Here is a 24,250-nt window from a genome sequence, read left to right as displayed (position 1 = left end):
CTCGGGGGTCTGGAGTAGCCCTGGGATCAGGATGGGGTGGTACTCGCAGATCTTCCTGGAGCGGAGTTCGGATTCCAGCGCATCCTTGAACCATGGCAGGACATCTTTCCCCTCAACGACATCCAGCCATTGTTGTAACAGCTCGCCATCGGTAGCGAACATCTCGTCCAGTTTGCGAACATGAGCCTTGATTGGGGCCCTTGTCGCCCTCTCTAGGTGGCCGACCATCCCCCCGCTCAGGGACAGTCCTTTGCCGACCTCGGCAAGTGAAAAACCAGCTCTCTTGCGGTGTCGCCGAAGTAGTTCACCAAACCCACGCCATTCGGGTAGCACCTTGTCTCCCATGGAACTAGCTAACTACGGATGGTTACTTTTTACAACCCCTATGCAACATTGAATCCCTGATTGGTTGTATCACTAGCCCTCTGACCTGCGGCTTGGCATAGTCATCATCAGGTGCCTGCGGCACCCCCTTTGGTTCAAGAGAAACCAAGGGGAGGTTTCAGGTCAGATGCTCCCTTGCTGAGGGATTTGAGGGTTTCTGGGGCAAAGGTTCTCGTGAGCGCGATAGATCACGGGGTGACCTCCTTGGCTCTCACCCTTGGTGAGGGAGGACGATATTGGTTCGTTTCGAACAGAAGGCGCGAATCGAACTCTGAACAACAAGAACCCCGGGGGCCGAAGTCGAAGGCGGCCGCCCGGGGTTGTGACCCACCCCGATATGCCCGAGGTGAGATGCCATGAAGTGTACTGCTCTGAGGCCGCGCCACGACAGGCCTTTGTCCTTTGCCTACCAAGTGCTCCACTACCCCGATCCCGACAGGCTGGGCCTGCGGGTTCGGCACACGGTCGCGGCTCGTGCTGCCGCGCAGCGTTGGGTGCGTCGGCATGCTGCTCGGGGGATCGCCAACCCGATGGCGGCTGCTGAGATCGCGAACCGGGCGTCGTTGATCGCGTGGGAGTTGATGGACAACGCCCATCGTCATTCTCACTCGGGTGCTCCTGATCAGACGCTCACGCTGATGTTGGAACGTTCGCGGTATCTGTTGTCGATCATGGTCACCGACGCCGGACCCACCCCGGGCCGTAAGAAGTTCTCGTTCCCGGAGCAGAAGAGCCACGGCGGTGGTCTGGGGCGGGTGGCTTCACTCTCCTTCTATTGGGACTGGGACGGATGCGCAGGCCTACCGGTGACGGTCAAGGCCCGGATCGAACTTCCCTGACCAGAAGCAAGGAGCAGAACGCCATGAGCATGATCCCGACACAGGTCCGACGCACCCTCCCACCCACCACGTTCACCCCACCGGCGCAGCGGGGCACGCACGCCCAGCCGTCTCGGAGGGGCACGTATGCCCCGACAGCCCGGACGGAAACCCTCACCCCACCCAAAACCACCGACACCACCGCCGCCGCTACTAGCCCGGTCATCCCAAAGGTGCGGAAGAGCTGGTTCGGTCTTCGGCGCCGGTTCGCTCATTGGGCCGGGTTCCTTCCGACCTCCGGCGATCCTGAGCGGCCCGCTCCGCCGAAGCCTCCGGTCCCTCTTCCCCGGCGCACCCCGCGTCCCCCGTCCACCTCGCCGGCTCCTGCTTCGCGTTCGGTGGAGCAGAACGCGGCCGCGGAGTTGAGCGCGTTGCGGTTGTTGGGTCGGTTGAGTGTCCAGCAGCGGTTGGCTCGGGTCGATCACCGGTTGAGTCTGGCTCGGCTGTTGGTCGACGGGATTTTGGACGAACGCTCCCGCGTGGAACGGCAACTGCGCGAAGCCGAGCGGGCCGAGCAGGACGCCGGCACCCAAGAACTCGGCGTGGCCATACGCCGATACCTGGCGCAAGGGGGTCGGACATGGACGACCTCTTGACCCCTGGCCAGGCCGCCTCGGAGTGGGGGGTGTCGTATGCGACCGCAGCCCGCTGGGCCCGCGAAGGCGTGATCCCGGCTCTGCATGTGGGCCGTCGTTACTACTACCTCCAGGGCATCGTCGACCAGGTCCGACGCGCCAGGGCCACAGGCACCGCCCCTTACCCGAACCACGACGCGAGCGCGGGGGTAGCGATGACGATGACCTGGGGCGCGGCCCGCAGTGGAACTTTGTTGGATCGTGAGGAATGGGCGTTGACCAACGCGGCCCGGACGTTCGATTACCTGGACTACGGCAAGGACTCCTGGAGCCAGGACCGCCATGTCGCCGTCAAGATGGCCGAGGCCTCACCCGGTCTGGCGGGGCAGATGTTGGTGCACCGCAAAGCCCGCGAAGGTGTGGTCGACGCGGTCTGCCGCTCCTTCCCCCAAGTCGTGGATCTGGGCTGCGGGCTACCGACGATGCGCCGCGCCCCGCACGAGCGGGGTCGGGTGTTGTGGGGACCTCAGGCTCGGACGGTCTATGTCGACCACGATCTCGCCGCCTTGGCCGCCGCTCGGGCGTGGTGGGAGCATCCGGCTCAGGTTCGGGGGTACAACGTGCGGGTCTTGGACCTGGACCTGCGTTACCCGGGGGGCCTGACCGCCGCGTTGGGTGAGCATCTGGATCTGTCGGTGCCGGTGGGGGTGCTCTCCACCCTGACCCTGGACCACCTCGAAGACGAAGAACTGGCCGGGTTGGTGGAGGCGTTGGCCTCCCGGCTGGCTCCGGGCAGCGGCTGGGGGATCACCCATCTGTCCGGGATGAACGGCGCCGCCGATGTCTATACCGGCCAAGCCGTGGAACAGGGGGCGGATACCCGGTTGGTGGCACGCGAGCCGGAGGGGCTGCGGAAGGTCTTCGAGACCGCAGGGTGGCGGTGGCGGGCCTCGCCGCCGGATGACCCGGGCCGGGGAGAGCCGCCGATCGCCGCCCTGACCACCCTCGCCCGGCCTGACGGCTGCGTCGAGACCGGCTGATCGGGTCGTGAAAAGACTCGGTGCCCTCACCGTACGAGTGAGGGCACCGTAGAGCCCGCGTGGGCTCGTTCCCGGGGGCGGTTGCCGCCGCTTCCCGGGGTTTCAAGCGAAAACCAAAGCAGATCGAGGATATTTCATGAAGATCGTCGAGACCCAGGGCCGTAGGTCCCTGACCGCCGGGGTGTGGCACAAGGCCGAAGCCTCTCAGGGCGCTTCCAACTGCGCCGCCGCCAAGCTCATCGACGACGGGAACGTGTTGATGGGCGACACCCAGAACCCCGACCAGGTCCGACTGACCCTGCCGGGCAGCGCTTGGGACGCGCTGGTGCGCACCCTGGCCTAGCAACTCCCACCAAGACGACGGGGCACTTGCGGCCTGGCAGCAGCAACGCGTGGCCCGTCCGGTGTCCCAGGAGGCGCGCCCTCACCGGCGCCCTCCTGGGGCCCACCCCTGCTCGGAAGCACAGAGAAGCTCTCGCACCTCTTGTCCACCCGGCCCCGAACAGCCCGAACACCGTATGAACGATGACCGGCCCATGTCGGCGAAGAGCAAGGAGACCCAGGTGGATCAGGACGCGGACTCCCTGTGCACCGAGTCCAAGAAAGCATTGGGCGTCCACCTGAAACGGCTGCGCAAGAGGGCCGGGTTGAGCGGCTACCGACTCTCGGGGGTGGATCAGTCGACGGTCTCGCGGATCGAGACCGGACGCATCCGCCCCTCCCACGAGCTCCTGACCAGGCTTCTCGACTCGTACGAAGCCGATCAAGAGGGTCGGGAGCAGGCCTACCTGCTGTGGGACCAGGCCCAACTGCCGCTTCAGACCCGGCGTCGGCAGGTCGAGGGGACCCGTCCGGCGTGGGACCAGGCCGCCCGCCCGGCCTGCGGCCCCACCTTGTTGGCCGGGGCCAGCGCCGCGGAGGACGCCGCCCGCTATCTCACCCGTGCGCAGTGGGCGGGTAACAGCCCGGCCCGACGTAGCGCGCTGTTGGACGACGCCGAGGGGCGCCTGGTGCAGGTCTTGGCCGCGCTGCACGCCGCCCGGACACGGACACGTTGAACGACCACGTTTTTCCACGACCCCTGATAACGACCCCCTTTTGAGAGAAGAACATGACGCAGCCGGATGTCGACCCCATGGACCTGCTCACCCCACAGGAGGTCGCGCAGGCCTTCCGGGTGGATCCCAAGACCGTCCGTCTGTGGGCCCAGGAAGGCAGACTGCGCTGGGTTCGCACCCTGGGCGGACACCGTCGCTACTTCAAGTCCGACGTTCAACGCCTGCTCACCGAACCCGGACGATGACCCGCCGACGGACCGCGACAGCGGTGTGAAAGCCGGCGCGGCGGCGCGGTCGACCTCGGACGACACGGACCACCCCTCCGCGAACTCCGTCAAGGTCCCGTACCGCCATACCTTCCAAGCCCCGCCGCCTTCGGGTGGCGAAGGCCTCGCCCGGACCTGGATCCGGGTGGGGTCGTGGGGGAGCGGGCCGGGGGTGTCACCACCACCTCCGGCCCCTCCACGAACCTTCGCGCAACGATGCGAAGAAGACCGCTCCGCACTCGACGGGTCGGAGCAGCCATAGATCGTGAGGGCCGGCTGGATATCGGAGCCGCGGGACTGGAGACCCGGCGGCTCCGATCGGGACCCTCCGCAGGGGGCCGCACCCGAAGCGCACTTCGGGTGCGGCCCCCGACCAACGACCACCCCACCACCGGAACGCCCCGGACGAACCCTCTTCCACGAACCCCCGGCGCATAGGGGAGGGGCCTCTTCGAAAAGAGACCGGTTCCGGCCGGAGCACGCCCCTCTTCCCCGGTGAAGCCCCACCCGCTACCGCGTGCCGAGCCTCAGGAGCCGACCAGCAGGTAGGCCAGAGGGGTGGTGATGAGGACGCTCAGGGCCACCCGCTGGAACCAGATCACCACCAGGTTCCACACCGTCAACGGGATGCTCGTGGCCAGGACGCAGGGGACCAGAGCGGAGAAGAAGACGATGGCCGACACCGACACCACCCCCACGACCAGGCGCAGGACCGCGTCCTCCGCGCCCGCGGTCATGGTCGCGGGCAGGAACACCTCGGCGATACCGGCGGAGAGGGCCTTGGCGGTCTCGGCCGGTTCGGGGAGACGGACCAGCCAGGTGAAGGGCAGGAGGAGGTAGCCCATCAGGTCGAAGACGGGGGTGTACCGGGCCAGGATCAGGCCGAATGTTCCGACCGACATGATCGACGGCAGGATGGACATCGACATCCGCACGCCCTCGACGAGGTTGGTCCGCACGCCCCGGGCCAGGGGAGGCGCCGCGCGCAGCGCCCTGCGGGCCTCCGCCCAGGCGGCCTGGAGGCGTCGTTCGTCGATCCTCTCCTCGGGATGGGCCGTCGCCCCGGGGAACGGGGTGTCGGGGATCCGGCTCAGCGGCGGGACGCGGACGAGGATCGCCGTGACCGCGTAGGTGACGAACAGCGACAGCAGGAAGTAGGTCGTCCACATCCCCATCAGGTCGAGGGTGTTGGCGATGACCACCATGAACGTCACCGAGACGGTGGAGAAGCCGACGGCGATGATGGCCGCCTCCCGACCGGTGTACCGGCCGGAGCGGTACACGCGGTCGGTGATCAGCAGTCCGAGCGAGTAGCTTCCGACGAACGAGGCGGCGGCGTCGACGGCGGACCGTCCGGGGACACGCCACAGGGGTCGCATGACGCGTTGCATGAGCACGCCGACGAACTCCAGCAGGCCGTAGCCGACCAGGAGGGCGAGGAAGACCGCCCCGACGGGGACGAGCAGGCCGACGTTGACGGCGACGGAGTCGAACAGGAACGGGGCCAGGTCCTCCTGCAGGAACCAGGCCGGGCCGACCTCCAGGACCACCATGGTGGCGGCGACCAGGCCGACGACGTTCAGGAGGGCGAACACCGTCCGGACCCGGTCGCGCCGCCACGCGCCGGTGGCGAAGGGGACCACCGTGCCCGCCGCGATGATCAGCCAGATGACGTAGGGCAGGGTCGGACCGAGGCCTTTCTGGACGAGGCCGACCAGATGGTCCAGGGGGATGGCGTTACGGTCGCCGATGGTCAAGGGCACGAAGAACATGAAGATCCCGATGCCGCTGTAGACCACCAGACGCCAGACCCCGGGCGTCCTCTCGACGGTGGTTCCCTCGCTCACCCGCGCTCCTCTCGTCGTTCCGAAACGCACGGTCCCGGCAGTGAACCAGGAGGTGACCCAGGTCACCCAGGGGGTGCGAGAGGGAAGGGTCTGATATCTCGGACGTTTCCCTTCGGAACGTGTCGCTCCGGACGCGGAGGGTGGTGGGAGGGGTGGTCGCCCGCCCCTCGGGTCAGGCCGGGTCCTCCTCCAGTGCGCGCAGGTAGTCGGCGAACCTCTCCAGCCCGTCGATGTTCCGCGGCCCGGAGATGCCCTCGTTGTAGTCCAGGACGAAGAAGTTCTCCTCCACCACCGCCGGTACCTCGGCCAGCGCGGGGAAGGAGGTGAGGAAGTCGATCTTGTCCTCGGCCGACTGCTCGCCGTAGTCCAGCACGATGATCACCTCGGGGTCGGCGTCGACCACGGCCTCCCAGCCGACCCGGGTCCAGCGTTCGTCCAGGTCACCGAAGACGTTCTCGCCCCCGGCGTGGGAGATGATGTCCTGTGGTGGCACCTGGGATCCGGCGGTGAACGCCTGGTCGGTGCCGGAGTCGTAGAGGAAGACCGACACGGGGTCGCCCTCCGGGGCCCGTTCGACCACCCGGTCCACCCGTTCGCGGTACCCCTCGACCAGCTCCTCGGCGCGTTCGGGCACCCCGAAGATCGCGCCGAGTCGTTCCAGGTCGGTGTAGAGCCCCTCGAAGGGCGTCTCCCGTTCGGGGAAGCCCGGATAGTTGTAACAGGACTCGGTGTGCATGAAGCTCTGGATGCCGAGCCCGTCCAGGATCCGCGGGGTGATCCCGCGCTCGTCGCTGAAACCGGACCGCCAGCCGGCCACCACCAGGTCGGCCTCGGCCTCCACGACCAGCTCCCGGTTGAGCAGGTCGTCGCCGAGGAACTCCACCCGGGCGTAGTCCTCGGCCCAGGGCGACTCCTCCACCGGAGGGTTGGCCGGGGGCATCACGTAACCGTGCACGTGGTCGGCCAGGCCGAGGGCGAACAGTTTGTCGGCGCTGCCGCCCTCGTAGGCGACCGCCCGCCGGGGCATGGTGTACTCCACCTCCTCTCCACAACGAAGGACGGTGGTGGTGGAGGCGGCCGTCCCGTCCTCCTCGATGCGGGCCCCGCAGGCGGTGGACAGGACGGTGAGCGCGAGCGCCGCGCAGGCGAAGGGGACGGCGGGGCGGGGGATTCTGGTGGTGGGGGAGGGGAGGGACATCAGGCTTCCTTTCGTGCGGTGGGCAGGTGGTAGAGCAGCTGGGTACGGCCGGTCCGGGGGTGGGCGACGACGGTGGCCTCGACCCCGAAGACCGTGTGGAGGAGCTCCTCGGTCAGGACCTCCTCGGGCGTTCCGACGGCCACGAGCGCGCCCTCGGAGAGCACGCCGATGACGTCGCAGGCCGCGGCGGCCAGGTTGAGGTCGTGCAGGACCACGAGCGCGGTCACGCCCGACTCGCGGACCAGGGCGAGCAGTTCGAGGCGGTGGTGCACGTCGAGGTGGTTGGTGGGCTCGTCCAGGACCAGCACCCGGGGTTCCTGGACCAGGGCGCGGGCCACGAGGACGCGTTGACGTTCGCCGCCGGAGAGTTCGAGCACCCCGCGCCCGGCCAGGTGGGACACGCCCATCCGGGCCATCGCCCACCGGCACAGCTCGCGTTCGCGGGCGTCGAGCCGCCGGCCGCCGGGCAGGTGCGGGGTGCGCCCCAGGGCGACCAGCTCCTCGACGGTGAAGTCGAGGTCGACGCCGCCCTCCTGGGTGAGCGCGGCGATCCGTCGTGCCGAGTCGCGCATGCTCATCGCGGCGAGGTCGTCCCCGTCGACCAGCACCTGTCCCTCATCGGGGGACAGGGCCCGGTAGACGCAGCGCAGGGCGGTCGACTTCCCCGATCCGTTGGGGCCGACGAGGCCGACCACCCGGCCGTCGGGCACGTCGAGGGTGAGCCGCCGTACGATCCGCCGCCCGTCCAGGTCGACGGAGAGGCCGTCCAGACGCAGTTCCATCAGCGACCTCCGAACAGGTAGCCGCGCCGGCGCATCAGGGTGATGAAGACCGGAACGCCGACCAGGGCGGTGATCACGCCCAGGGGCAGTTCGCGCGGGGCGGCGACGACCCGGGCCACCAGGTCGACCCAGACCATGAGGACGGCCCCGGCCAAGGGGGCGACGGCCAGGACGCGGCGATGGTCGGCGCCCACGAGGATGCGGACGATGTGGGGGACGACCAGGCCGACGAATCCGATCGCCCCGCTGACCGCGACCATCGCGCCGGTCATGACGGCGGTGAGCAGGAACAGGCGTCGGCGCAGGCGCGGGGCGTCCACGCCCAGCCCGGCGGCGGCCTCGTCGCCCAGGGCCATGACGTCCAGAGGGCGGGACATACGGCGCAGGAGGAGGACGCCGATCAGGATCGTGGCGGCGGCCGGGGGCAGGGTGCCCCAGGTGGCGCCGCCGAAGCCGCCCATGGTCCAGTACAGGACGGTGCCGGTGGCCTCGTTGCCGGGGGCCAGGTAGACGATCACGCTCATGATCGCCTGGAAGCCGAAGGACAGGGCGACCCCGGTCAGGACCAGACGCAGGGGGGTGACCCCTCGACGATCGTGGGCGATGGCGTAGACGAGCAGGGTGGCGGCCAGGGCGCCGAGGAAGGCCCCGACGGAGACGGCGTAGACGCCCAGGGCGGCCAGACCACCGACCACGCCGACCAGGACCGCGCCCACCGAGGCCCCGGAGGAGACGCCGAGGATGTAGGGGTCGGCCAGGGGGTTGCGGACCATCGCCTGGACGGCGACGCCCACCGCGCCCAGGCCCGCGCCGACCACGGCGGCCAGGAGGACCCTCGGGGCGCGGATCTCCCAGACGACCTGGTGACGGGTGACCTCGTCGGCCGAGATGACGCCGCCGGTCAACGCCACCCAGAGGTGGCGGAGGGTCTCCAGGGGCGGGATCACGGCCGATCCGAGGCCGATCGCCAGGACCGCGGACAGGAGGAGGAACAGGGCCAGGAACGTCGCCGCGACGGCGGTTCCGGCGGGGGTGGCCAGGCGGCGCGGTCGGTGTTCGGGGGCCGGCGCGGGGGCGGGCGGGCTCTGGAGGGGGGCTTCGGGGTCGGGGGGAGCGGTGGTGTTCCGCATCCGACCTCCCTTCCGATTTAGGAATGAAAACGGTTTTCATTCTAGACATGGTGGGGGAGCGCGCGGGCCCTCGGGCGGTGCGTAACCTGGACGACGTGCGTGTCTCAGAGCTCGAAGGGCCTCGTCGGGAGGGGGTCGACAGCCGGCGGCTGCCGTCCTACGCCGCCGGTGAGATCGACGTGCCCTTCGTCGTCCTGGGCAGCGACGAGGTGATCGGCCGCGACACCTATTGGGAGGAGCACTCCCACCCCACGCACGAGCTGCTCTGGAATCTGCGGGGCGCCTCCTCGGCGACGGTCGGCTCCCGCGTGTGGTCCATCACCCCGTCGATCGGTCTGTGGATCCCTGCCGGGGTGCCGCATTCGGGGTGGACGCCCGCGGGCACCTGGCACCACGCGGTCCAGTTCAGCGTCCGCGAGGTCGCCCCGCTGTCCGAGCGTCCGGTCTCCGTCGAGATCACGCCCCTGTTGAGGCTTCTGCTCGGAAGGCTGGAGGAGGGGGAGCTCTCCGCCGAATCGCGCGCCAGGACCGAGGCGATGGTGCTCGACCTCCTCGCCCCGGCCCAGGGCGAACTCCTGCTGGACTACCCCGAGTCGCCCCTGCTGCGGCCCATCGTCGAGACGTTGCGCGAGGACCCGGCCGACACCACCACCCTGGCCGTGTGGGCGGCGCGGCTCGGGGTGAGCGCGAGGACCATCACACGCGCCTTCCACGAGGCGACCGGGCTCGGTTTCAGCCGTTGGACGGCGGCCGCGCGGGTGCAGCACGCGATCACGATGCTCGCGCGGGGCGACGGTATCGACGAGGTCGCCGAGCGGGTCGGTTATCGCTCGGCCAGTTCGTTCAGTACGGCCTTCCGGCGGGTGACGGGGATGAGTCCGGGGCGTTTTCGCGCGGGCTGACGCCGGTGTCCCAGGGGTCTGGTGAGGGAACATTCGTGCGCTGAATGTCCGTTTCGCGAATAACGGTGTCACATCTGAGTGATTGCACGGTCGAGTGCGGCGCTCTAGGTTTGGTTAGGCAATCCTTACTTCGATGTGCGGCCCGGTCCGGCGTCGTGCCATCCCCCTGTGTCGTCGTCGAAGGGTCCCGCTCCGCTCTCATGTGGTCACCCACGGTGTTCATTTCCTCGCCCCGGGTGCCCGAGCGCGGCCGGGCGGGACGGGAACGCGCCGGACGGGGCCGACGCCCCACGAACGAAAGGAAGACATGCGCCGAGTGACGAGGTCGGTCGTCCCCCTCACCGCCGTACTGATGACCGCCGGACTCGTGGCCTGCTCCCCGGGCGGGACCGAAGAGGCCTCCGAGACCTCCGGGGACTGGGAACCCATCACCATCGAGCACGCCCTGGGCACCACCACCATCGAGAACCGCCCCGAACGGGTGGCCACCGTCAACTGGGCCAACCACGAGGTCCCCCTCGCCCTGGGGGTCGTCCCCGTGGGCATGGCCTCCGCCGACTTCGGCGACGACGATGGCGACGGCGTCCTCCCCTGGGTCGACGAACGACTGGAGGAACTGGACGCCGAGACCCCGGTGCTGTTCGACGAGACCGACGGCATCGACTTCGAGGCGGTCGCCGACACCGCCCCCGACGTCATCCTGGCCGCCTACTCCGGCCTCACCCAGGAGGACTACGACACCCTGAGCGAGATCGCCCCCGTCGTCGCCTACCCCGAGACCGCCTGGGGCACCCCGTGGCGGGAGATGATCGAGATCAACAGCCGGGCCCTGGGCCTGGAGGAGGAGGGGCGGGAGCTCGTCACCGAACTGGAGGGCGAGATCGAGGAGGCGGTCGCCGACCACCCGGAGATCGAGGGCCGCTCCACCATGTTCCTGACCCACGTGGACACCACCGACCTCAGCGAGGTCGGCTTCTACACCACGCACGACACCCGGGCCCTGTTCTTCGAGGACCTGGGGATGAGCACCCCCGCGAGCGTCGCCGAGGTCTCGGCCGAGACCGACCTCTTCGCGCTCACCCGCGCCGCCGAGCAGGCCGACGTCTTCGACGACGTCGACATCATCGTCACCTACGGCGGAGAGGAGACCGTCGAGGCCTTGGAGGGCGACCCGCTCCTGTCCCAGATGCCCGCCGTGGAGAAGGGGGCCGTGGTGAGCCTGCCGGGCGACGCCCCGCTGGGCACCGCCGCCAACCCCACACCCCTGTCGATCTCCTGGGTCCTGGACGACTACCTGTCGCTCCTGGCCGAGGCCGCGGAAGGGGACCGGTGACCACGACGGACACCCGTCCCGCCGAACCCGCCGGGATCGGCGCCGTGCGACGTCCACGACGCCTGCGCGTTCTGGGGCTCGCGGCGCTGGTCCTGGTGGTCCTCGGCCTGATGTGCGTCTCCGTGGCCGTCGGCACGCGCGACGTCGGCTGGGACGCCATCGTGGCGGCGCTGGGCGGCTCGGTGGAGGGGTTCGACGAGGCGGCCGTGGCCAAACGCGTCCCCCGCACCCTGCTCGCGGTCCTGGCCGGCGCGGCCTTGGGCGTGGCCGGGGCGGTCATGCAGGGCGTCACCCGCAACCCCATCGCCGACCCCGGCATCCTCGGCGTGAACATGGGAGCCTCGCTCGCCGTGGTCGTGGGGATGGCCTCCTTCGGCCTGGCCTCGGCCACCCACTTCGTCTGGGCGGCCGTCGTCGGAGGCGGGATCACCGCCGTCTTCGTCTACGTCGTCGGTTCCCTGGGCCGGGGCGGCGCCACCCCGCTCAAACTCGCGCTGGCGGGCACGGCCGTCTCGGCCGCCCTGGCCTCGTTCATCAGCGCCATCGTCCTGCCGCGCAACGACATCGCCGGCGGGGTCCGCTCCTGGCAGATCGGCGGGGTGGGCGGCGCGACCTACGACTCGCTGACGCAGGTCCTGCCCTTTTTGCTCGCGGGCTTCGCGCTGTGCCTGGCGTGCGCGCGCGGACTCGACATGCTGGCCCTGGGCGACGACCTGGCCGCCGGCCTGGGGGAGAGGGTGGCCCTGGCCCGAGGCGGGGCCTCGCTGGGCGCGGTGACCCTGTGCGGCGCCGCCACCGCCGTCACCGGGCCGATCGCCTTCGTCGGGTTGGTCGTACCGCACGTGTGCCGGCTTCTGACCGGCCCCGGTCACCGATGGCTGATCCCCTTCTCCGCCCTGGGCGGGGCCGCCCTGCTCACCGCGGCGGACGTGGTCGGCCGGATCGTGGCCCGCCCGGCCCAGATCGACGTCGGGATCGTGACCGCCCTCATCGGCGCCCCCTTCTTCATCCACATCGTCCGCCGTCAGAAGGTCCGCTCGCTGTGAACCCGTCCCTGTCCACCGCCCCGTCCACGGCCACACTCCGGGCCGTGACCCGGGGGCGCGTCCGCCGGACACGGCGTAGACGCACCGTCATCGTGGCCCTGGCCGTCCTCATCGTCGTCGTGTTCGCCCTCACCCTGATGGTGGGCCGGACCTTCTACCCGCCCGGGGACGTGCTGCGGGTCGTCCTGGGTCACGACGTGCCGGGCGCCTCCTTCACCGTGGGCCGGCTGCGCCTGCCGCGCGCCGCCCTCGCGGTCGCGGCCGGACTGTGCTTCGGGCTCGCCGGATCCACCTTCCAGACCATGCTGCGCAACCCCCTGGCCAGCCCGGACATCATCGGGATCAGCTCGGGGGCGAGCGCCGCGGCGACCTTCGCGATCGTCGTCCTGGGGCTGAGCGGCCCCACGGTCTCGGTGGTGGCGATCGTCTCCGGTCTGGCGATCTCCACCCTCGTGTACGCGCTCGCTTACAAGGGAGGCGTGGCCGGGACCCGGCTCATCCTCATCGGCATCGGGGTCGCGGCGATGTTGGACAGCGTCACCTCCTACGTCCTCGACCGCGCCCCCGAATGGGACCTCCAGGAGGCGCTGCGGTGGCTGACCGGCAGCCTCAACGGCACCGACTGGAACAGGGTCGTCCCCGTCGTGATCGCCCTGGCCCTCATCGCCCCCGTACTGCTGTCCCGGGCGAACGACCTCTCGCTGTTCCAGCTGGGGGACGACACCGCCTCGGCCCTGGGCGTGCGCGCGAACCTCACCCGGCTGATCGCGGTCACCGCGGCGGTCGCGCTCATCGCCTTCGCCACCGCCGCGGCCGGACCGATCGCCTTCGTGGCCTTCCTGTGCGGGCCGATCGCGGCCCGGCTGGTGGGGCCGGACGGCTCCCTCCTGCTCCCCTCGGCCCTGGTCGGCGCGCTCCTGGTGCTCGTCGCCGACCTGGTCGGCCAGTTCCTCCTGGGCACCCGCTACCCGGTCGGCGTGGTCACCGGCGTGCTCGGCGCCCCCTACCTCGTGTATCTCATCGTTCGCACCCACCGCGCGGGAGGCTCCCTGTGACCACGGACCGCACACTGCTCGTCGAGGACCTCACCCTCGGATACCGGGACCGGACCGTCATCGACTCCCTGGACCTGGGCGTCCCGCCGGGGCGGATCACCGCGATCGTGGGCGCCAACGCCTGCGGCAAGTCCACCCTGCTGCGTTCGATGTCCCGGCTCCTGTCGCCCAAGGAGGGTCGGGTGCTCCTGGACGGCCGCGAGGTCCACCGGATGCCCTCCAAGGAGCTCGCCCGCACGCTCGGCCTGCTCCCGCAGTCGCCGATCGCCCCCGAGGGCATCACCGTCGGCGACCTGGTCGGCCGCGGACGCCACCCCCACCAGCGGGTCCTGTCCCGCTGGAGCCGGGAGGACGACGAGGCGGTCGCCGCCGCCCTCGACTCCACCGGGACGGCCGATCTCGTGGACCGGGCCGTCGACGAGCTCTCCGGCGGGCAGCGTCAACGGGTGTGGATCGCGATGGCCCTGGCCCAGCGCACCGACCTGCTCCTGCTCGACGAACCCACCACGTTCCTCGACGTCAGCCACCAGGTGGAGGTCCTGGACCTGCTCACCGACCTCAACCGCACGCTGGGCACCACCATCGTGCTGGTCCTGCACGACCTGAACCTGGCCGCCCGCTACGCCGACCACCTCGTCGCCCTCGCCGACGGGCGTCTGTACGCCGAGGGGGAGCCGGAACGGGTGCTCACCCCGGAGACGGTCGAGGCCGTGTTCGGTCTGCGCAGCCGGATCATCACCGACCCCACCTCGGGGCGGCCCATGATGCTGCCGATCGGCCGGTACCACGCCTCCGTCGAGAGCGTCTGAGGACCCGACGCGAGAGAAAGGGGACGCCCCGCCGTACGGCGGAGCGCCCCCTTTCGGAGTCGCCGGGGCCTCAGCCCTCCAGGGTCCCCTCGATGAGGGGGATGATCTCGTCCAGGGCGTGGTGGATGCCCAGAGTGGAACCGCTGGAGAACGCGTTGACCGTCTCCGGGTCGTCCAGGATGAGCAGACGACCGTCCTCGGCGGAGGGGATGTTCTGTAGCACCGGGTCCTCGTGCAGGAGGTCGGCGGTGTCCCCGATCGGGAAGATCACCGTCAGGTCGGCGTCCAGCGTCTCCACGAGCTCGGGGCTCAGGTCGAGGTAGAAGGCGCCGTCGGCCTTCTCCACCAGGTCGGGGTCGTACTCGAAACCGAGCTCGGTGAGCACGTCCACCCGGGTGTCACCGGGGACGTAGGCCCCGTACTGGCCGTCGAAGTAGGCGCCCACCGCGATGGTCGTGTCGGCGAACTCCGGGTTCTCCTCCCGCAGGCTCTCGAACCGCTCCTCCAGCTCGGTGACGAGCTCCTCGCCGCGAGCCTCCTCGCCCAGGGCCGCCGCGACCTGGCGGGTCTGCTGCCGCCAGGTGGTGCCGTAGGTGACCTCGACCTCGGGCGGAGGTCCGACCACCGGGCCGACCGGCTCGAGTAGATCGTTGCGCTCCGCGGAGTTGTCGGAGCGGGTGTCCAGGACCACGTCCGGGTCCAGGGAGGCGATCGCCTCCAGGTTCGGCTCCATCGTGCCCAGCTCGACCGGTTCGGAGTCGAGCAGGTCGGCCGCCCACGGGCCGACGTAGGGGGCACCGTAGCCCTGCCAGTCGGCCACGCCCACCGGCTGCACCCCCAGGGCCAGAGCGGTCTCGGCGTCCGACCAGCCCAGGGCGACGACGTTCTCGGGACGATCCTCGACGGTCACGTCGCCGAACAGGGTCTCGACGGTGACGGGGAAGCCCTCGGCGCTCGCACCGGAGTCCTCGGAATCGGAGGTGCCGCCACCACAGGCGGAGAGCAGGACGGTGGACAGGGCGCCGACGGTGAGCAGGCCGAGACGGCGGGAAGGGCCGGTGTTCATGGGACCTCGGTGAAGGGACGGCGCGCCCGGAGTGGACGCGGTCATGGGAACGGAGAACAGGGGGCGGCCGGGCCCGAAGGACCCGGCGTGGGGGATCGCGGCCGGATTCAGGCGATCGCGGCCACACCTTGGCGCCAGTAGCCCAGGAAGGTGATGTCGGACTTGGGCACGCCGTGTTCACGGACCAGGGCCCGTCGCAGCCCGGTGGGCAGACCGTTCTCCCCGGCCACCCAGCAGTAGGGGCGGCCCTTGGGGAGCGTCGCCGAACGCACGGTCTCCAGGGCCAGACGCCCCGGGGTCGCGTGCGGGTCCTGACGCGGCAGCCAGTGCACCCGCACCCCCGGAGGGGCGTTCACGGTGCGCACGTCCTGCTGGGAGGGGACCTCCAGGTAGACCTGCGCGCGCAGGTCCTCGGACGCGCCCTCGACGATGGAGAGCAGGGCGGGGACCGCGCTCTCGTCGCCGACCAGGAGCTGCCAGTCGGTGTCGGCCGGGGGCAGGTAGTAGATCCCCTCGGGGAACAGTCCGACCTCGTCCCCGGGCCGAGCGGAGAGCGCCCAGCCGGAGGCGGGGCTCTCGTCGCCGTGGGCGACGAACTCGATGTCCAGTTCCAGGGCGTCGGGGTCGAAACGGCGCATCGTGTAGTTGCGCACGTAGGGGCGGACCTCGTCCGGCATCTCGCGGTACTCGGGGTACCAGCGCTCGTCGGCGGACTCGGGCATGGTGAGCCGGTCCTGTCCGGGGCGGGCGAGGAAGACCCGCACGCACTGGTCCAGTCCGAGGAACTCGAAACGGGCCAGGTCGGGGCCGCCGACGGTCACGGTGATGAAGTTGGCGGTGGTCCGCTCGGTACGCACGACCCGGGCACGGAGCATCTGACGGTGACTCGGGAACTGGATGCGCAACGCGAGACCCTTCGACCGACGGTGGATAGTGAGGTTAGGCTAACCAATATCATGCCGAAGGGGAACAGGGCATCCCCGGATGAGACGGTCATCCCAGCGCGAGAGTGTGCGATCCCCCCGGATACCCTTGCGCGGGGCCCGCTCCGGAACAGGCCCTCCCACAGGTGAAAGTCCAGGACAGCGACGGAGGACGAGCGACCACATGACCGCAGCCGAGGGTCGGACCGCCCCCGACGAACCACCCCCGACCGACGCGGCGGCCCTGCGCTCGCGCACTCTGCGTCGCCACCGCGGCCCCATCGCCCTCGGGGCCTTCTTCCTCTCCCTCCACCAACTCTGCGAGGTGCTCGTCCCGGTCGCGATCGGGCTCACCATCGACCTGGCCGTGGCCACCGGCGACGTCGTCGCCCTGGCGTGGTGCGTGGGAGGGCTGGCCCTTCTCTTCACCGTCCTGGCGCTGGCCTATCGCACCGGCGCCCGTCTCACCCTCGGCGTCGCCGAACGCGAGGCCCACCTGCTGCGACTGGAATCGGCCCACCGGGTCCTGCACCCGCACGGTGAACGCAGCGGCCTGCGCTCCGGGGAGATCCTGGCCGTGGCCACCTCCGACGCCGACCAGGCCGCCTCCTACGCGCGGGCCTGGGCGATCGGCATCGGCCAGGTCACCGCGATCGTCGCCACCACCGTCGTCCTGCTGAGCATCGACGTGCCCCTGGGGCTCGGGGTGCTCGTGGGACTGCCCCTGATGCTCCTGGCCCTGCGCTTTCCCGCCGCCCGGATCACCCGGCGCACCGAGGACAAGCAGGCCACCGCGGCCCGCGCCACCGCCGTGGCCACCGACCTGGTCGGTGGGCTGCGCGTCCTCATGGGCATCGGCGCGCGACGCGACGCCGCCCTGCGCTACCGCGAGGTCAGCGACCGCGCCCTGACGGCCTCCGTCGGAGCCGCCGCCAGCAACGGCGTCTACACCGGTCTGGTCACCGCCGCCGGAGCCGTCTTCCTGGCCTGCGTGGCCGGGGCCGCCGGCTGGATGGCGCTCCAGGGACGCCTCACCGTCGGCGAGCTCGTCATCGTGGTGGGCCTGGCCCAGTTCCTCGCCGAACCCATCAAGGGGCTGGGGCTGGTCGGCCAGCTGTTCGCCATCGCCAAGGCCTCCGCCCGACGCATGGTCCGACTGCTCGGCGCCCCCGACGCCGTCACCCCCGGCGACCGGGTGCTCCCCACCCCGCTCACGGGAGATGAGGACCCGTCGGACGAACCGATCCTCGTGTTGCGCGGGGCCGGCCACCGCACCCTGGACGACGTCGACCTGACACTGCGCCGCGGCGAACTCGTCGGGGTGCTCACCACCGACCCGCGCGACGCCGAGGCCCTGGTCGACCTGCTCTCCGGGCGGGCGAACGAAGCCCGAGGGGCCACCACGGTCGGAGGGATCCCCATCGAGGAGCTCGATCTGGCCTCCCTGCGCCGTACCGTCCTGGTGGAGGAGCACGGCGTCTCCCTGTTCGAGGGCACCCTGCGCTCCAACCTGGTCACCGGCCCCGACCACGACGAGACCCGCCTGATGACCGCCCTGGAGGCGGCGGCCGCCACCGAACTGGTCGACGGCCACCCCGACGGCCTCGACCGGCCCGTGCGCGACCGCGCCACCGACCTCTCCGGAGGCCAACGTCAACGGGTCGCCCTGGCCCGGGCGCTGGCCGCCGACCCACCGGTCCTGGTCCTGCACGACCCCACCACCGCCGTCGACGCCGTCACCGAGGAGGCCATCGCCCAGGGCGTGGCCACCCTGAGGGCGGCCCGAGGTGGGGCCACGCTCGTCATCGCGAGCAGCCCGGCCCTGCTGGCCAGGGCCGACCGGGTCCTGGTCCTGCGCGAAGGCCGGATCCACGCCGAGGGGACCCACACCCGGCTGGTCGAGGACGACCCCCACTATCGCGAGGCGGTTCTACGTTGAGCACCGACACCACCCGGCCCGCCGACAGCCGCGCGGAAGGGGCACCCGCCGGTCCCGACCTGCTGCCCACCGCCGGGGCCCGACGCACCTGGGGGGTGCTCGGCGAAGGTCTGCGCTCCATCCCCGGGAGCACCGCCCTGGCCCTCCTCACGGTCCTGGCCGGCAGCGCCGCCGGTCTCGTGGCGCCCTGGGCGCTGGGCACGATGGTCGACGACATCTCCTCGGGCGCCGGACCGGAGGCCATCCTCCGCTCCGCCCTGCTCATCGCCGGGGCCGCCCTCGTCGGCGGGATCCTCGTCGGCCTGGGGGCCTGGCAGGTCAGCCGAGTGGGCGAGACCGTCCTGGCCCGGCTGCGCGAACGGGTCATGGAGCGGATCCTGCACATGCCCGCCGCCCGGCTGGAACGGGTGCGCATCGGCGACCTGCTCTCCCGCGTGGGCGACGACGTCGCCGTGGTCACCACCGCCATCGCCCGCAACGGCCCCGAGGTCGTCACGGCACTGGCCACCGTCGTGCTCACCACGGTGGGCATGACCGCCCTCGACTGGCGCCTGGGGCTGGCCGGTCTGGCCGCCCTGCCCTTCTACACCTGGGCCGTGCGCTGGTACATGCCGCGTTCGGCCCCCTACTACGCACGCGAACGCGTCGCCATGGGCGAGCGTTCCCACGCCCTGATGGGCGCCCTCCGAGGCCGCGACACCGTGCGCGCCTACCGGTTGGAGGACGTGCACGAGGAGCGCATCGCCGAACGCTCCCTGACCGCCATGAACCTGACCCTGGACGTGTTCCGCCTGTTCACCAGGCTCGGCGCCAGGATGAACGGTTCCGAACTGGTCGGCCTGGGCGCGGTCCTGGTGGTGGGCTTCTGGCTGGTGCGCGACGACCTGGTCACCGTGGGCATGGTCACCGCCGCGGCCCTGTACTTCCACCGGCTCTTCGGGCCGATCGGCTTCCTGGTCATGAACTTCAACGACGTTCAGCAGGCCGGGGCGAGCCTGGCCCGGCTCGCCGGGGTGGTCGACCTGCCGGCGGCGGAGGACCCCGGGGCGCAGGAGGGGCCGGCCGGATCCTCCCTGCGGGTGGAGGAGGTCGCCCACGCCTACGCGCCCGAAGCGCCCAAGGCCCTGGACGGGGTCTCCCTGGAGGTCGCCCCGGGCGAACGGGTGGCGCTGGTCGGGGCCAGCGGGGCGGGCAAGACCACGCTGGCCGCCGTGGTCGCGGGCCTGATCACCCCGACCTCCGGCACGGTCTACCTGGGCGGGATCCCCTTGGACGAACTCGGGGAACGGCGGGTGCGCGAACACGTCTTCCTGGTCAGCCAGGAGACGCACGTCTTCTCGGGCACCCTCCTGGAGGACCTGCGTCTGGCCCGCTCCGACGCCGACCGGGGCGAGGTGGAGGACGCGCTGGAGACCGTCGGCGCCCTCGACCTGGTCCGGGCCCTGCCCGAGGGGCTCGACACCGTCGTGGGCGAGGGCGGGCACGAACTCACCGCCGAACAGGCCCAGCATCTGGCGCTGGCCCGACTGGCGCTGGCCGACCCCGACCTGGCGGTGCTCGACGAGGCCACGGCCGAGGCCGGGAGCTCGGGCGCCCGGCTGTTGGAGGAGGCCGCGTCGGCCGCCACCAAGGGGCGCACCACCCTGGTGGTCGCCCATCGCCTGACCCAGGCCCGTACCGCCGACCGGATCGTGGTCATGGACCAGGGGCGCGTCGTGGAGGAGGGGCCCCACGACGAACTGGTCGCCCTCGACGGTCGTTACGCCCGCCTGTGGCGGAGCTGGCGGCGCTGACACTCTAGGTCGTGCTTTTGTGGATCATTCCGCGCTCGCGTGGCCGGGCTTCCTCTCGCGGCGTCGACATCGCTCGGACAGCCAAACCCGGGCTGACCTTCGCTCGTCGTCTGGCGAGAGATCGCCCGGCGGCCGCTCGCCACGGATCGGCTCCGCCGATGCCGAGCGAAAGCATCCACAAAAACACTCCCTCGCCGGCCCGGTCGTCCCCTCGGACGGCCGGGCCGCTCCGTGCCACCCCCAAGGGGCCCGATGTGCTCCGTCTCTCGTCCGGACCGGCCTGATGTACAACTAGTATCTATGTTGTATCCAAGCTTGGAGGCACGATGAACGGCATCGGTACGGACGGCCCGGGCGTCGAGGTCGCGGCCGCCACGACACCGGAGTCCTCGGCGGGTCGGGCCTACACGGTGGTGCGGGACCGCATCCTCGACGGCGAGTACGAGGGCGGGACCATGCTCAGCGAAGGGCGGATCGCCACCGAGCTGGGGATGAGCCGCACCCCCGTGCGCGAGGCCTTCCTCCAGCTCCAGGCCGAAGGATGGATGCGCCTGTACCCCAAGCGCGGAGCCCTGGTCCGGCCGGTGCCGCCGCACGAGTCGCGCGAGGTGCTCGAAGCGCGTCGGATGATCGAGACGACGGCGGTCGAGACCGTGTGCGCCTCCGCGGGCGGATCGGAACGGCTGGTCCGGCGTCTGCGCGAGGTGATCGACGAACAGCGTCGGGCCTGGGAGGAGAACGACCTGGCCGCCTTCAGCCGGGCCGACGTCGAGTTCCACCGCGAGGTGGTCGCCGCCGGCGGGAACTCGATCCTCCAGGGGTTCCACCGCCTGCTCCAGGACCGTCACCGCCGTATGACCACCCAGTCGATCAGCGACGACGCCACCCGGGCCGAGCGGGTCCTGGCCCAGCACACCGAACTCGCCCGGCTCATCGCCGAGGGCGACGCCGAGGGCTTCGCACGAGCCACCGTCGAACACCTCGACGACATCCACGGCTCCAACGTGTGACCCCGGGCGGCACGACCGCCCTCATAAGGACACACCCCCCGTACCCCCCTCTTTTTTTCGTACGTCACGCAGAGAAGGAAGCGATATCCATGGCCACCCTCGTGGCGCGCGGTCCTCGAAGAGGGGGGACCCCGGAGTCCGGACACCGCCGAAGATCCCTCCCCGGATGGCTCGCGGTGTGCGGCATGCTCTTCGCCGTCGCCTGGGGCGGGAACGAGTTCACGCCCCTGCTCGTCATGTACCGCCTGGAGAGCGGCATGAGCGCCCAGGTCGTCAACCTCCTGCTCGGCGCCTACGTGCTGGGCATCGTGCCCGCACTGCTCGTCGGCGGTCCGCTGTCGGACCGCTACGGACGCCGTCCCCTCATGTTCCCGGCGCCGTTCCTGTGCGTGGCCGGAAGCGTCCTGCTGGCCCTGGGCTCCGAGACCGCGGCCCTGTTGTTCGCCGGGCGCGTCCTGTCGGGGCTGGCGCTCGGCCTGGTGATGGCGGTGGGCACCAGCTGGGTCAAGGAGCTGTCCCAGGCGCCGTTCGACCCGAAGGCCTCGGCGGGCGCCGGCGCCTCCCGGGCCTCGCTGGCCCTGACCCTGGGGTTCCTGCTGGGGGCGGTGGTGGCGGCCTCGCTGGCCCAGTTCGCCCCGATGGCGGCGATCCTGCCCTACACGGTCAACGTCGTGATCACCCTTCTGCTCGCGGTGGCGATGTTCGGCGCCCCCGAGACCCTGGAGCGCGGGGGAGGGGCGCGACGTCTGGTGGACGACCTGAAGGTCCCGAGCGCGCTGCACCGCCGCTTCCTCCAGGTGGTCGTGCCGATGGCCCCCTGGGTCTTCGGTGCCTCCGCCAGCGCCTACGCCGTCCTGCCCAACCTGTTGGCCGATCGGGTGCCCGGTCAGGAGATCGGTTTCTCCGGACTGATGTGTCTGATCGCCCTGGCCTGCGGCGTGGTCGCGCAGCGGCTGATCGGGCGTCTGGCCGTCACGGACTCCGTGCGTCCGGTGATCGTCGCCCTGGCCGTCACCGCCGTCGGTATGGCCCTGGCGGCCTGGGCGACGGCCACGTCGAGCGTCCCGGCCGCGATGGTGGCCGCCGCCGTGTTGGGCGCCGGGTACGGGACGTTGTTGGTCACCGGGCTCCGGGAGGTCCAACGGGTGGCCGGCCCCGACGGTCTGGCGGGGCTGACCGCCGTCTTCTACTCGATCAGCTACCTGGGCTTCTTCGTTCCGGCGGTGTTGGAGGCCCTCACTCCCTGGTTCGACCACCAGGTCATGTTCGGGGCCGGTGCGCTGCTCGCCCTCGTCTGCGTCGTGGTGGTGGCCCTGTGCCCGAAGACCCTTTCGAAGGGTTCGGCGCGAAGGTCCGGTTGAGGGCCACCGGCGCATACCTTCGGTGCCTTCGGGTACACGCCGTTCCAGCGGAGTGAGAGGGTGGTCTCGTGGCCCAGGTGATGGTCTCCCTGGTCGTGGTGGTGTCGGTGGTGTACGCGGCCCTGTTCGCGGCCGGGGCCCACGCGGTGCGAAGACTGGAACGGGCCCGGGACGGTTCGGTCGGAAGGGTGGACGCCGCGTTCACCGAGCCGGTTCCTCCGTCGGTGGAGGAACTGGCCCTCTTGGCCGGGGGACCCGCGCGGCTGCTCCAGGTGTGCGCCCTCGATCTGCATCTGGGCGGTCTTCTCTACCATGGGAGCAGCTCTTCGGGTGCGTGGGCGGAACCGACGGACCGGGCCCGCCGCGACGTCGATCTCGACGCTCTGGAACCCGTCCGTCGTTCCCTGATACGCGAGCTCGTGGACGGGAGACGCTCCCCGAGCGAACTTCTGGGGAAGGTGGTCTCTCACTCCGAGGTGCGTGGGGCGTTGGAGAGGTTGCGCGAGCGTGGACTGTGCACCGATGCCGAGGGGATCCACCGCCTCTGGCGACGGGCCGATCTCTTGAGCCGGATCACAGGGGCGGGGTTCTCGTTGCCCGCCGTGGTGGCGTGTATGTGCCTGTTCCTGGTGGTGCTCTACGGTGAACCCCCTCTCCTTCTCCTTCTCGCGCCGCCCATGGTGGTGGCGACCTGGGCCTGCGTGGCGCTCTCGCGAAGGTGGGAACAGGAGATCGGCCCCAGGACCCCGGAGGGGGAGCGGCTTCTGAGACGGATTCGAGATCATCTCAGGAGGCCGGTGGAGGGGGAGGATCTCCGCCTCCACCGGGAGACGGTGCTGCGCAGGGTCGCGGCCTTCGGCAGGTTGGGCCTGCGTCTGTCCTCGGAGGAGTACCGGCGGACCGGGCACATGCCGCCGGCCGACGCGCGCGGCCCCCTGATCGAGCATGACGAGGTACGCTCCCCGGCTCTGCTCTGGGACTTCGTCAACGCCTTTCAGCCTGATCCGAGATCGCCTTTGTGGGTGGTGGTGGACGGTGGGGGAGTGGAGCGGGCTCCTCGGGAGTGGTCGCCTCGGATGTGGCAGGGGGAAGCCGAGATGAGCGGATGGTCGTACGCCCGCCACCGTCCACCGGTCGATCACGGTTGAAAGAGCATGACCGAAGAGTCACTGATCGGACATGTCGCCCTTATGTGGATCTACCACGTAAAGGTGGTGGCTCTTCTTCCTCCGGATCAACACTCCGGAGGGAAGGCGGCCCGATCGACGAGGGAACCCTGATCGTCCTGATGGGTTCCCACGTACACCCCGTCGTCGCCGGCCAGGGTCTCGGTGTCGAAGCGCAACGAGGCGATGTCGTTCTCGTTCTCGCCCTCCACCCCGGCCTCCGAGGTCACGCCCAACAGGTACTCCAGATCGGGGGAGCCCGGCGCGATCCGATAGGCGGGCGCCCCCGAACCGTCCGTGATGGTCCAGTCCTCGCCGGGCGCGGCCAGGTTCACCTCCAACGGCTGCTCGGAGAACTCCCTGGTGGCGGTCAACCGCCACTCGTGCTCCTCGGAGGACAGATCGATCCGGGCCGGAGGGCTGTCGCCGCACCAGGAGACCATGATCACGGGGAAGTGGTGGCGCGCCGAGAAGTGCCCGGTGGCGATGGCCCCCACGGCGCCGCCTTCGGGGGCGCACGCGGACAGCAGGAGGCAGGCCAAGGGCAGGGCGACCAGGGGCGAGGCCGCCGACGGTCGGGAGATCGACCTTCGGTCGGTGGAGCGTTGGAGGATGGACATGCCGTGATTGTGCCAAGCCCCGTGCCCGTCCATGGGCGGTCCCGCGCGCCGTCGGGGTCTCGGAGAACC

Annotated in this window: 24 protein-coding genes; 16 read left to right on the top strand and 8 right to left on the bottom strand. The window is 70.6% G+C overall.

Annotation, left to right across the window (positions count from 1 at the left end):
- Positions 1-345 (bottom strand): helix-turn-helix domain-containing protein (locus TR33_RS22945; RefSeq protein WP_159068819.1); only part of this gene is annotated, 345 nt, incomplete at its 3' end.
- Positions 346-1,022: 677 nt separating this feature from the next.
- On the opposite strand from TR33_RS22945, the gene TR33_RS22940 reads away from it, so the two are divergent.
- From TR33_RS22940 to TR33_RS22915, 6 genes are all read left to right on the top strand, one after another.
- Entirely contained in the window at positions 1,023-1,223 is a 201-nt protein-coding gene (locus TR33_RS22940) for a hypothetical protein (protein ID WP_234305941.1), read from the top strand.
- A gap of 377 nt (positions 1,224-1,600) precedes the next feature.
- Positions 1,601-1,858, top strand: a complete 258-nt coding sequence (locus tag TR33_RS22935) for a hypothetical protein (RefSeq protein ID WP_026125260.1) — start codon at positions 1,601-1,603, stop codon at positions 1,856-1,858.
- Complete coding sequence (locus TR33_RS22930; protein WP_017535955.1) at positions 1,843-2,877, top strand: helix-turn-helix domain-containing protein; 1,035 nt, start codon at positions 1,843-1,845, stop codon at positions 2,875-2,877. The genes TR33_RS22935 and TR33_RS22930 overlap by 16 nt, the downstream gene beginning before the upstream one ends.
- A gap of 136 nt (positions 2,878-3,013) precedes the next feature.
- Entirely contained in the window at positions 3,014-3,220 is a 207-nt protein-coding gene (locus TR33_RS22925; protein ID WP_017535956.1) for a DUF397 domain-containing protein, read from the top strand.
- Positions 3,221-3,413: 193 nt separating this feature from the next.
- Complete coding sequence (locus TR33_RS22920) at positions 3,414-3,935, top strand: helix-turn-helix domain-containing protein (protein WP_026125261.1); 522 nt, start codon at positions 3,414-3,416, stop codon at positions 3,933-3,935.
- A 77-nt stretch (positions 3,936-4,012) separates the two neighbouring features.
- Complete coding sequence (locus TR33_RS22915; RefSeq protein WP_014910824.1) at positions 4,013-4,180, top strand: BldC family transcriptional regulator; 168 nt, start codon at positions 4,013-4,015, stop codon at positions 4,178-4,180.
- Positions 4,181-4,728: 548 nt separating this feature from the next.
- On the opposite strand, the gene TR33_RS22910 is transcribed toward TR33_RS22915, so the two are convergent.
- From TR33_RS22910 to TR33_RS22895, 4 genes are all read right to left on the bottom strand, one after another.
- Positions 4,729-6,048: a YjiH family protein gene (locus tag TR33_RS22910; RefSeq protein ID WP_017535957.1), complete on the bottom strand. Its 1,320-nt coding sequence runs from the start codon at positions 6,046-6,048 to the stop codon at positions 4,729-4,731.
- 172 nt (positions 6,049-6,220) lie between these two features.
- Complete coding sequence (locus TR33_RS22905; RefSeq protein WP_014913437.1) at positions 6,221-7,246, bottom strand: ABC transporter substrate-binding protein; 1,026 nt, start codon at positions 7,244-7,246, stop codon at positions 6,221-6,223.
- Positions 7,246-8,028 (bottom strand): ABC transporter ATP-binding protein, encoded by a 783-nt coding sequence (locus TR33_RS22900; protein ID WP_014910666.1) that lies wholly within the window; start codon positions 8,026-8,028, stop codon positions 7,246-7,248. The genes TR33_RS22905 and TR33_RS22900 overlap by 1 nt, the downstream gene beginning before the upstream one ends.
- Positions 8,028-9,158 (bottom strand): FecCD family ABC transporter permease, encoded by a 1,131-nt coding sequence (locus tag TR33_RS22895; RefSeq protein WP_042285417.1) that lies wholly within the window; start codon positions 9,156-9,158, stop codon positions 8,028-8,030. The genes TR33_RS22900 and TR33_RS22895 overlap by 1 nt, the downstream gene beginning before the upstream one ends.
- 47 nt (positions 9,159-9,205) lie before the next feature.
- Here TR33_RS22895 and TR33_RS22890 point away from each other — a divergent pair, with 47 nt between their 5' ends.
- The 5 genes from TR33_RS22890 to TR33_RS22870 all read left to right on the top strand — a co-directional run bounded on the left by TR33_RS22890 (position 9,206) and on the right by TR33_RS22870 (position 14,303).
- Entirely contained in the window at positions 9,206-10,060 is an 855-nt protein-coding gene (locus TR33_RS22890; protein ID WP_014909377.1) for a helix-turn-helix domain-containing protein, read from the top strand.
- A 307-nt stretch (positions 10,061-10,367) separates the two neighbouring features.
- Positions 10,368-11,393 (top strand): iron-siderophore ABC transporter substrate-binding protein, encoded by a 1,026-nt coding sequence (locus tag TR33_RS22885; RefSeq protein ID WP_041561940.1) that lies wholly within the window; start codon positions 10,368-10,370, stop codon positions 11,391-11,393.
- A complete protein-coding gene (locus TR33_RS22880; RefSeq protein ID WP_042285414.1) occupies positions 11,390-12,439 on the top strand; it encodes a FecCD family ABC transporter permease in 1,050 nt (349 codons plus the stop codon). Before TR33_RS22885 ends, TR33_RS22880 begins: the two co-directional genes overlap by 4 nt.
- Complete coding sequence (locus TR33_RS22875) at positions 12,436-13,494, top strand: FecCD family ABC transporter permease (RefSeq protein WP_017535960.1); 1,059 nt, start codon at positions 12,436-12,438, stop codon at positions 13,492-13,494. Before TR33_RS22880 ends, TR33_RS22875 begins: the two co-directional genes overlap by 4 nt.
- Complete coding sequence (locus TR33_RS22870; protein WP_014911707.1) at positions 13,491-14,303, top strand: ABC transporter ATP-binding protein; 813 nt, start codon at positions 13,491-13,493, stop codon at positions 14,301-14,303. Before TR33_RS22875 ends, TR33_RS22870 begins: the two co-directional genes overlap by 4 nt.
- 70 nt (positions 14,304-14,373) lie before the next feature.
- Here TR33_RS22870 and TR33_RS22865 read toward each other — a convergent pair whose 3' ends face one another.
- Positions 14,374-15,369 carry an ABC transporter substrate-binding protein gene (locus TR33_RS22865; protein ID WP_042285412.1) on the bottom strand — a complete coding sequence of 332 codons (996 nt, stop codon included), beginning with the start codon at positions 15,367-15,369 and terminating at the stop codon, positions 14,374-14,376.
- Between the two features lie 107 nt (positions 15,370-15,476).
- Positions 15,477-16,244 carry a siderophore-interacting protein gene (locus TR33_RS22860; RefSeq protein WP_026125264.1) on the bottom strand — a complete coding sequence of 256 codons (768 nt, stop codon included), beginning with the start codon at positions 16,242-16,244 and terminating at the stop codon, positions 15,477-15,479.
- 232 nt (positions 16,245-16,476) lie between these two features.
- On the opposite strand from TR33_RS22860, the gene TR33_RS22855 reads away from it, so the two are divergent.
- The 5 genes from TR33_RS22855 (at position 16,477) to TR33_RS22835 (ending at position 23,543) form a co-directional block, all read left to right on the top strand.
- A complete protein-coding gene (locus TR33_RS22855; protein WP_042285410.1) occupies positions 16,477-18,231 on the top strand; it encodes an ABC transporter ATP-binding protein in 1,755 nt (584 codons plus the stop codon).
- A complete protein-coding gene (locus tag TR33_RS22850) occupies positions 18,228-20,024 on the top strand; it encodes an ABC transporter ATP-binding protein (protein WP_042285408.1) in 1,797 nt (598 codons plus the stop codon). Before TR33_RS22855 ends, TR33_RS22850 begins: the two co-directional genes overlap by 4 nt.
- Positions 20,025-20,350: 326 nt before the next feature.
- On the top strand, positions 20,351-21,034 hold the full coding sequence (locus tag TR33_RS22845; protein WP_014908931.1) for a GntR family transcriptional regulator: 684 nt from the start codon (positions 20,351-20,353) through the stop codon (positions 21,032-21,034).
- An 89-nt stretch (positions 21,035-21,123) separates the two neighbouring features.
- Positions 21,124-22,395 (top strand): MFS transporter, encoded by a 1,272-nt coding sequence (locus TR33_RS22840; RefSeq protein ID WP_042285406.1) that lies wholly within the window; start codon positions 21,124-21,126, stop codon positions 22,393-22,395.
- A gap of 68 nt (positions 22,396-22,463) precedes the next feature.
- On the top strand, positions 22,464-23,543 hold the full coding sequence (locus TR33_RS22835; protein WP_042285404.1) for a TIGR04222 domain-containing membrane protein: 1,080 nt from the start codon (positions 22,464-22,466) through the stop codon (positions 23,541-23,543).
- Between the two features lie 86 nt (positions 23,544-23,629).
- On the opposite strand, the gene TR33_RS22830 is transcribed toward TR33_RS22835, so the two are convergent.
- Entirely contained in the window at positions 23,630-24,181 is a 552-nt protein-coding gene (locus TR33_RS22830; protein ID WP_042285402.1) for a hypothetical protein, read from the bottom strand.
- Positions 24,182-24,250 lie beyond the last annotated feature (69 nt).

This window comes from Nocardiopsis alba, assembly GCF_000710955.1.
GTDB classification, from domain to species: domain Bacteria; phylum Actinomycetota; class Actinomycetes; order Streptosporangiales; family Streptosporangiaceae; genus Nocardiopsis; species Nocardiopsis alba.
Note: the sequence above shows the minus strand (reverse complement) of the source record. Positions and strands in the feature narration are given on the sequence as shown.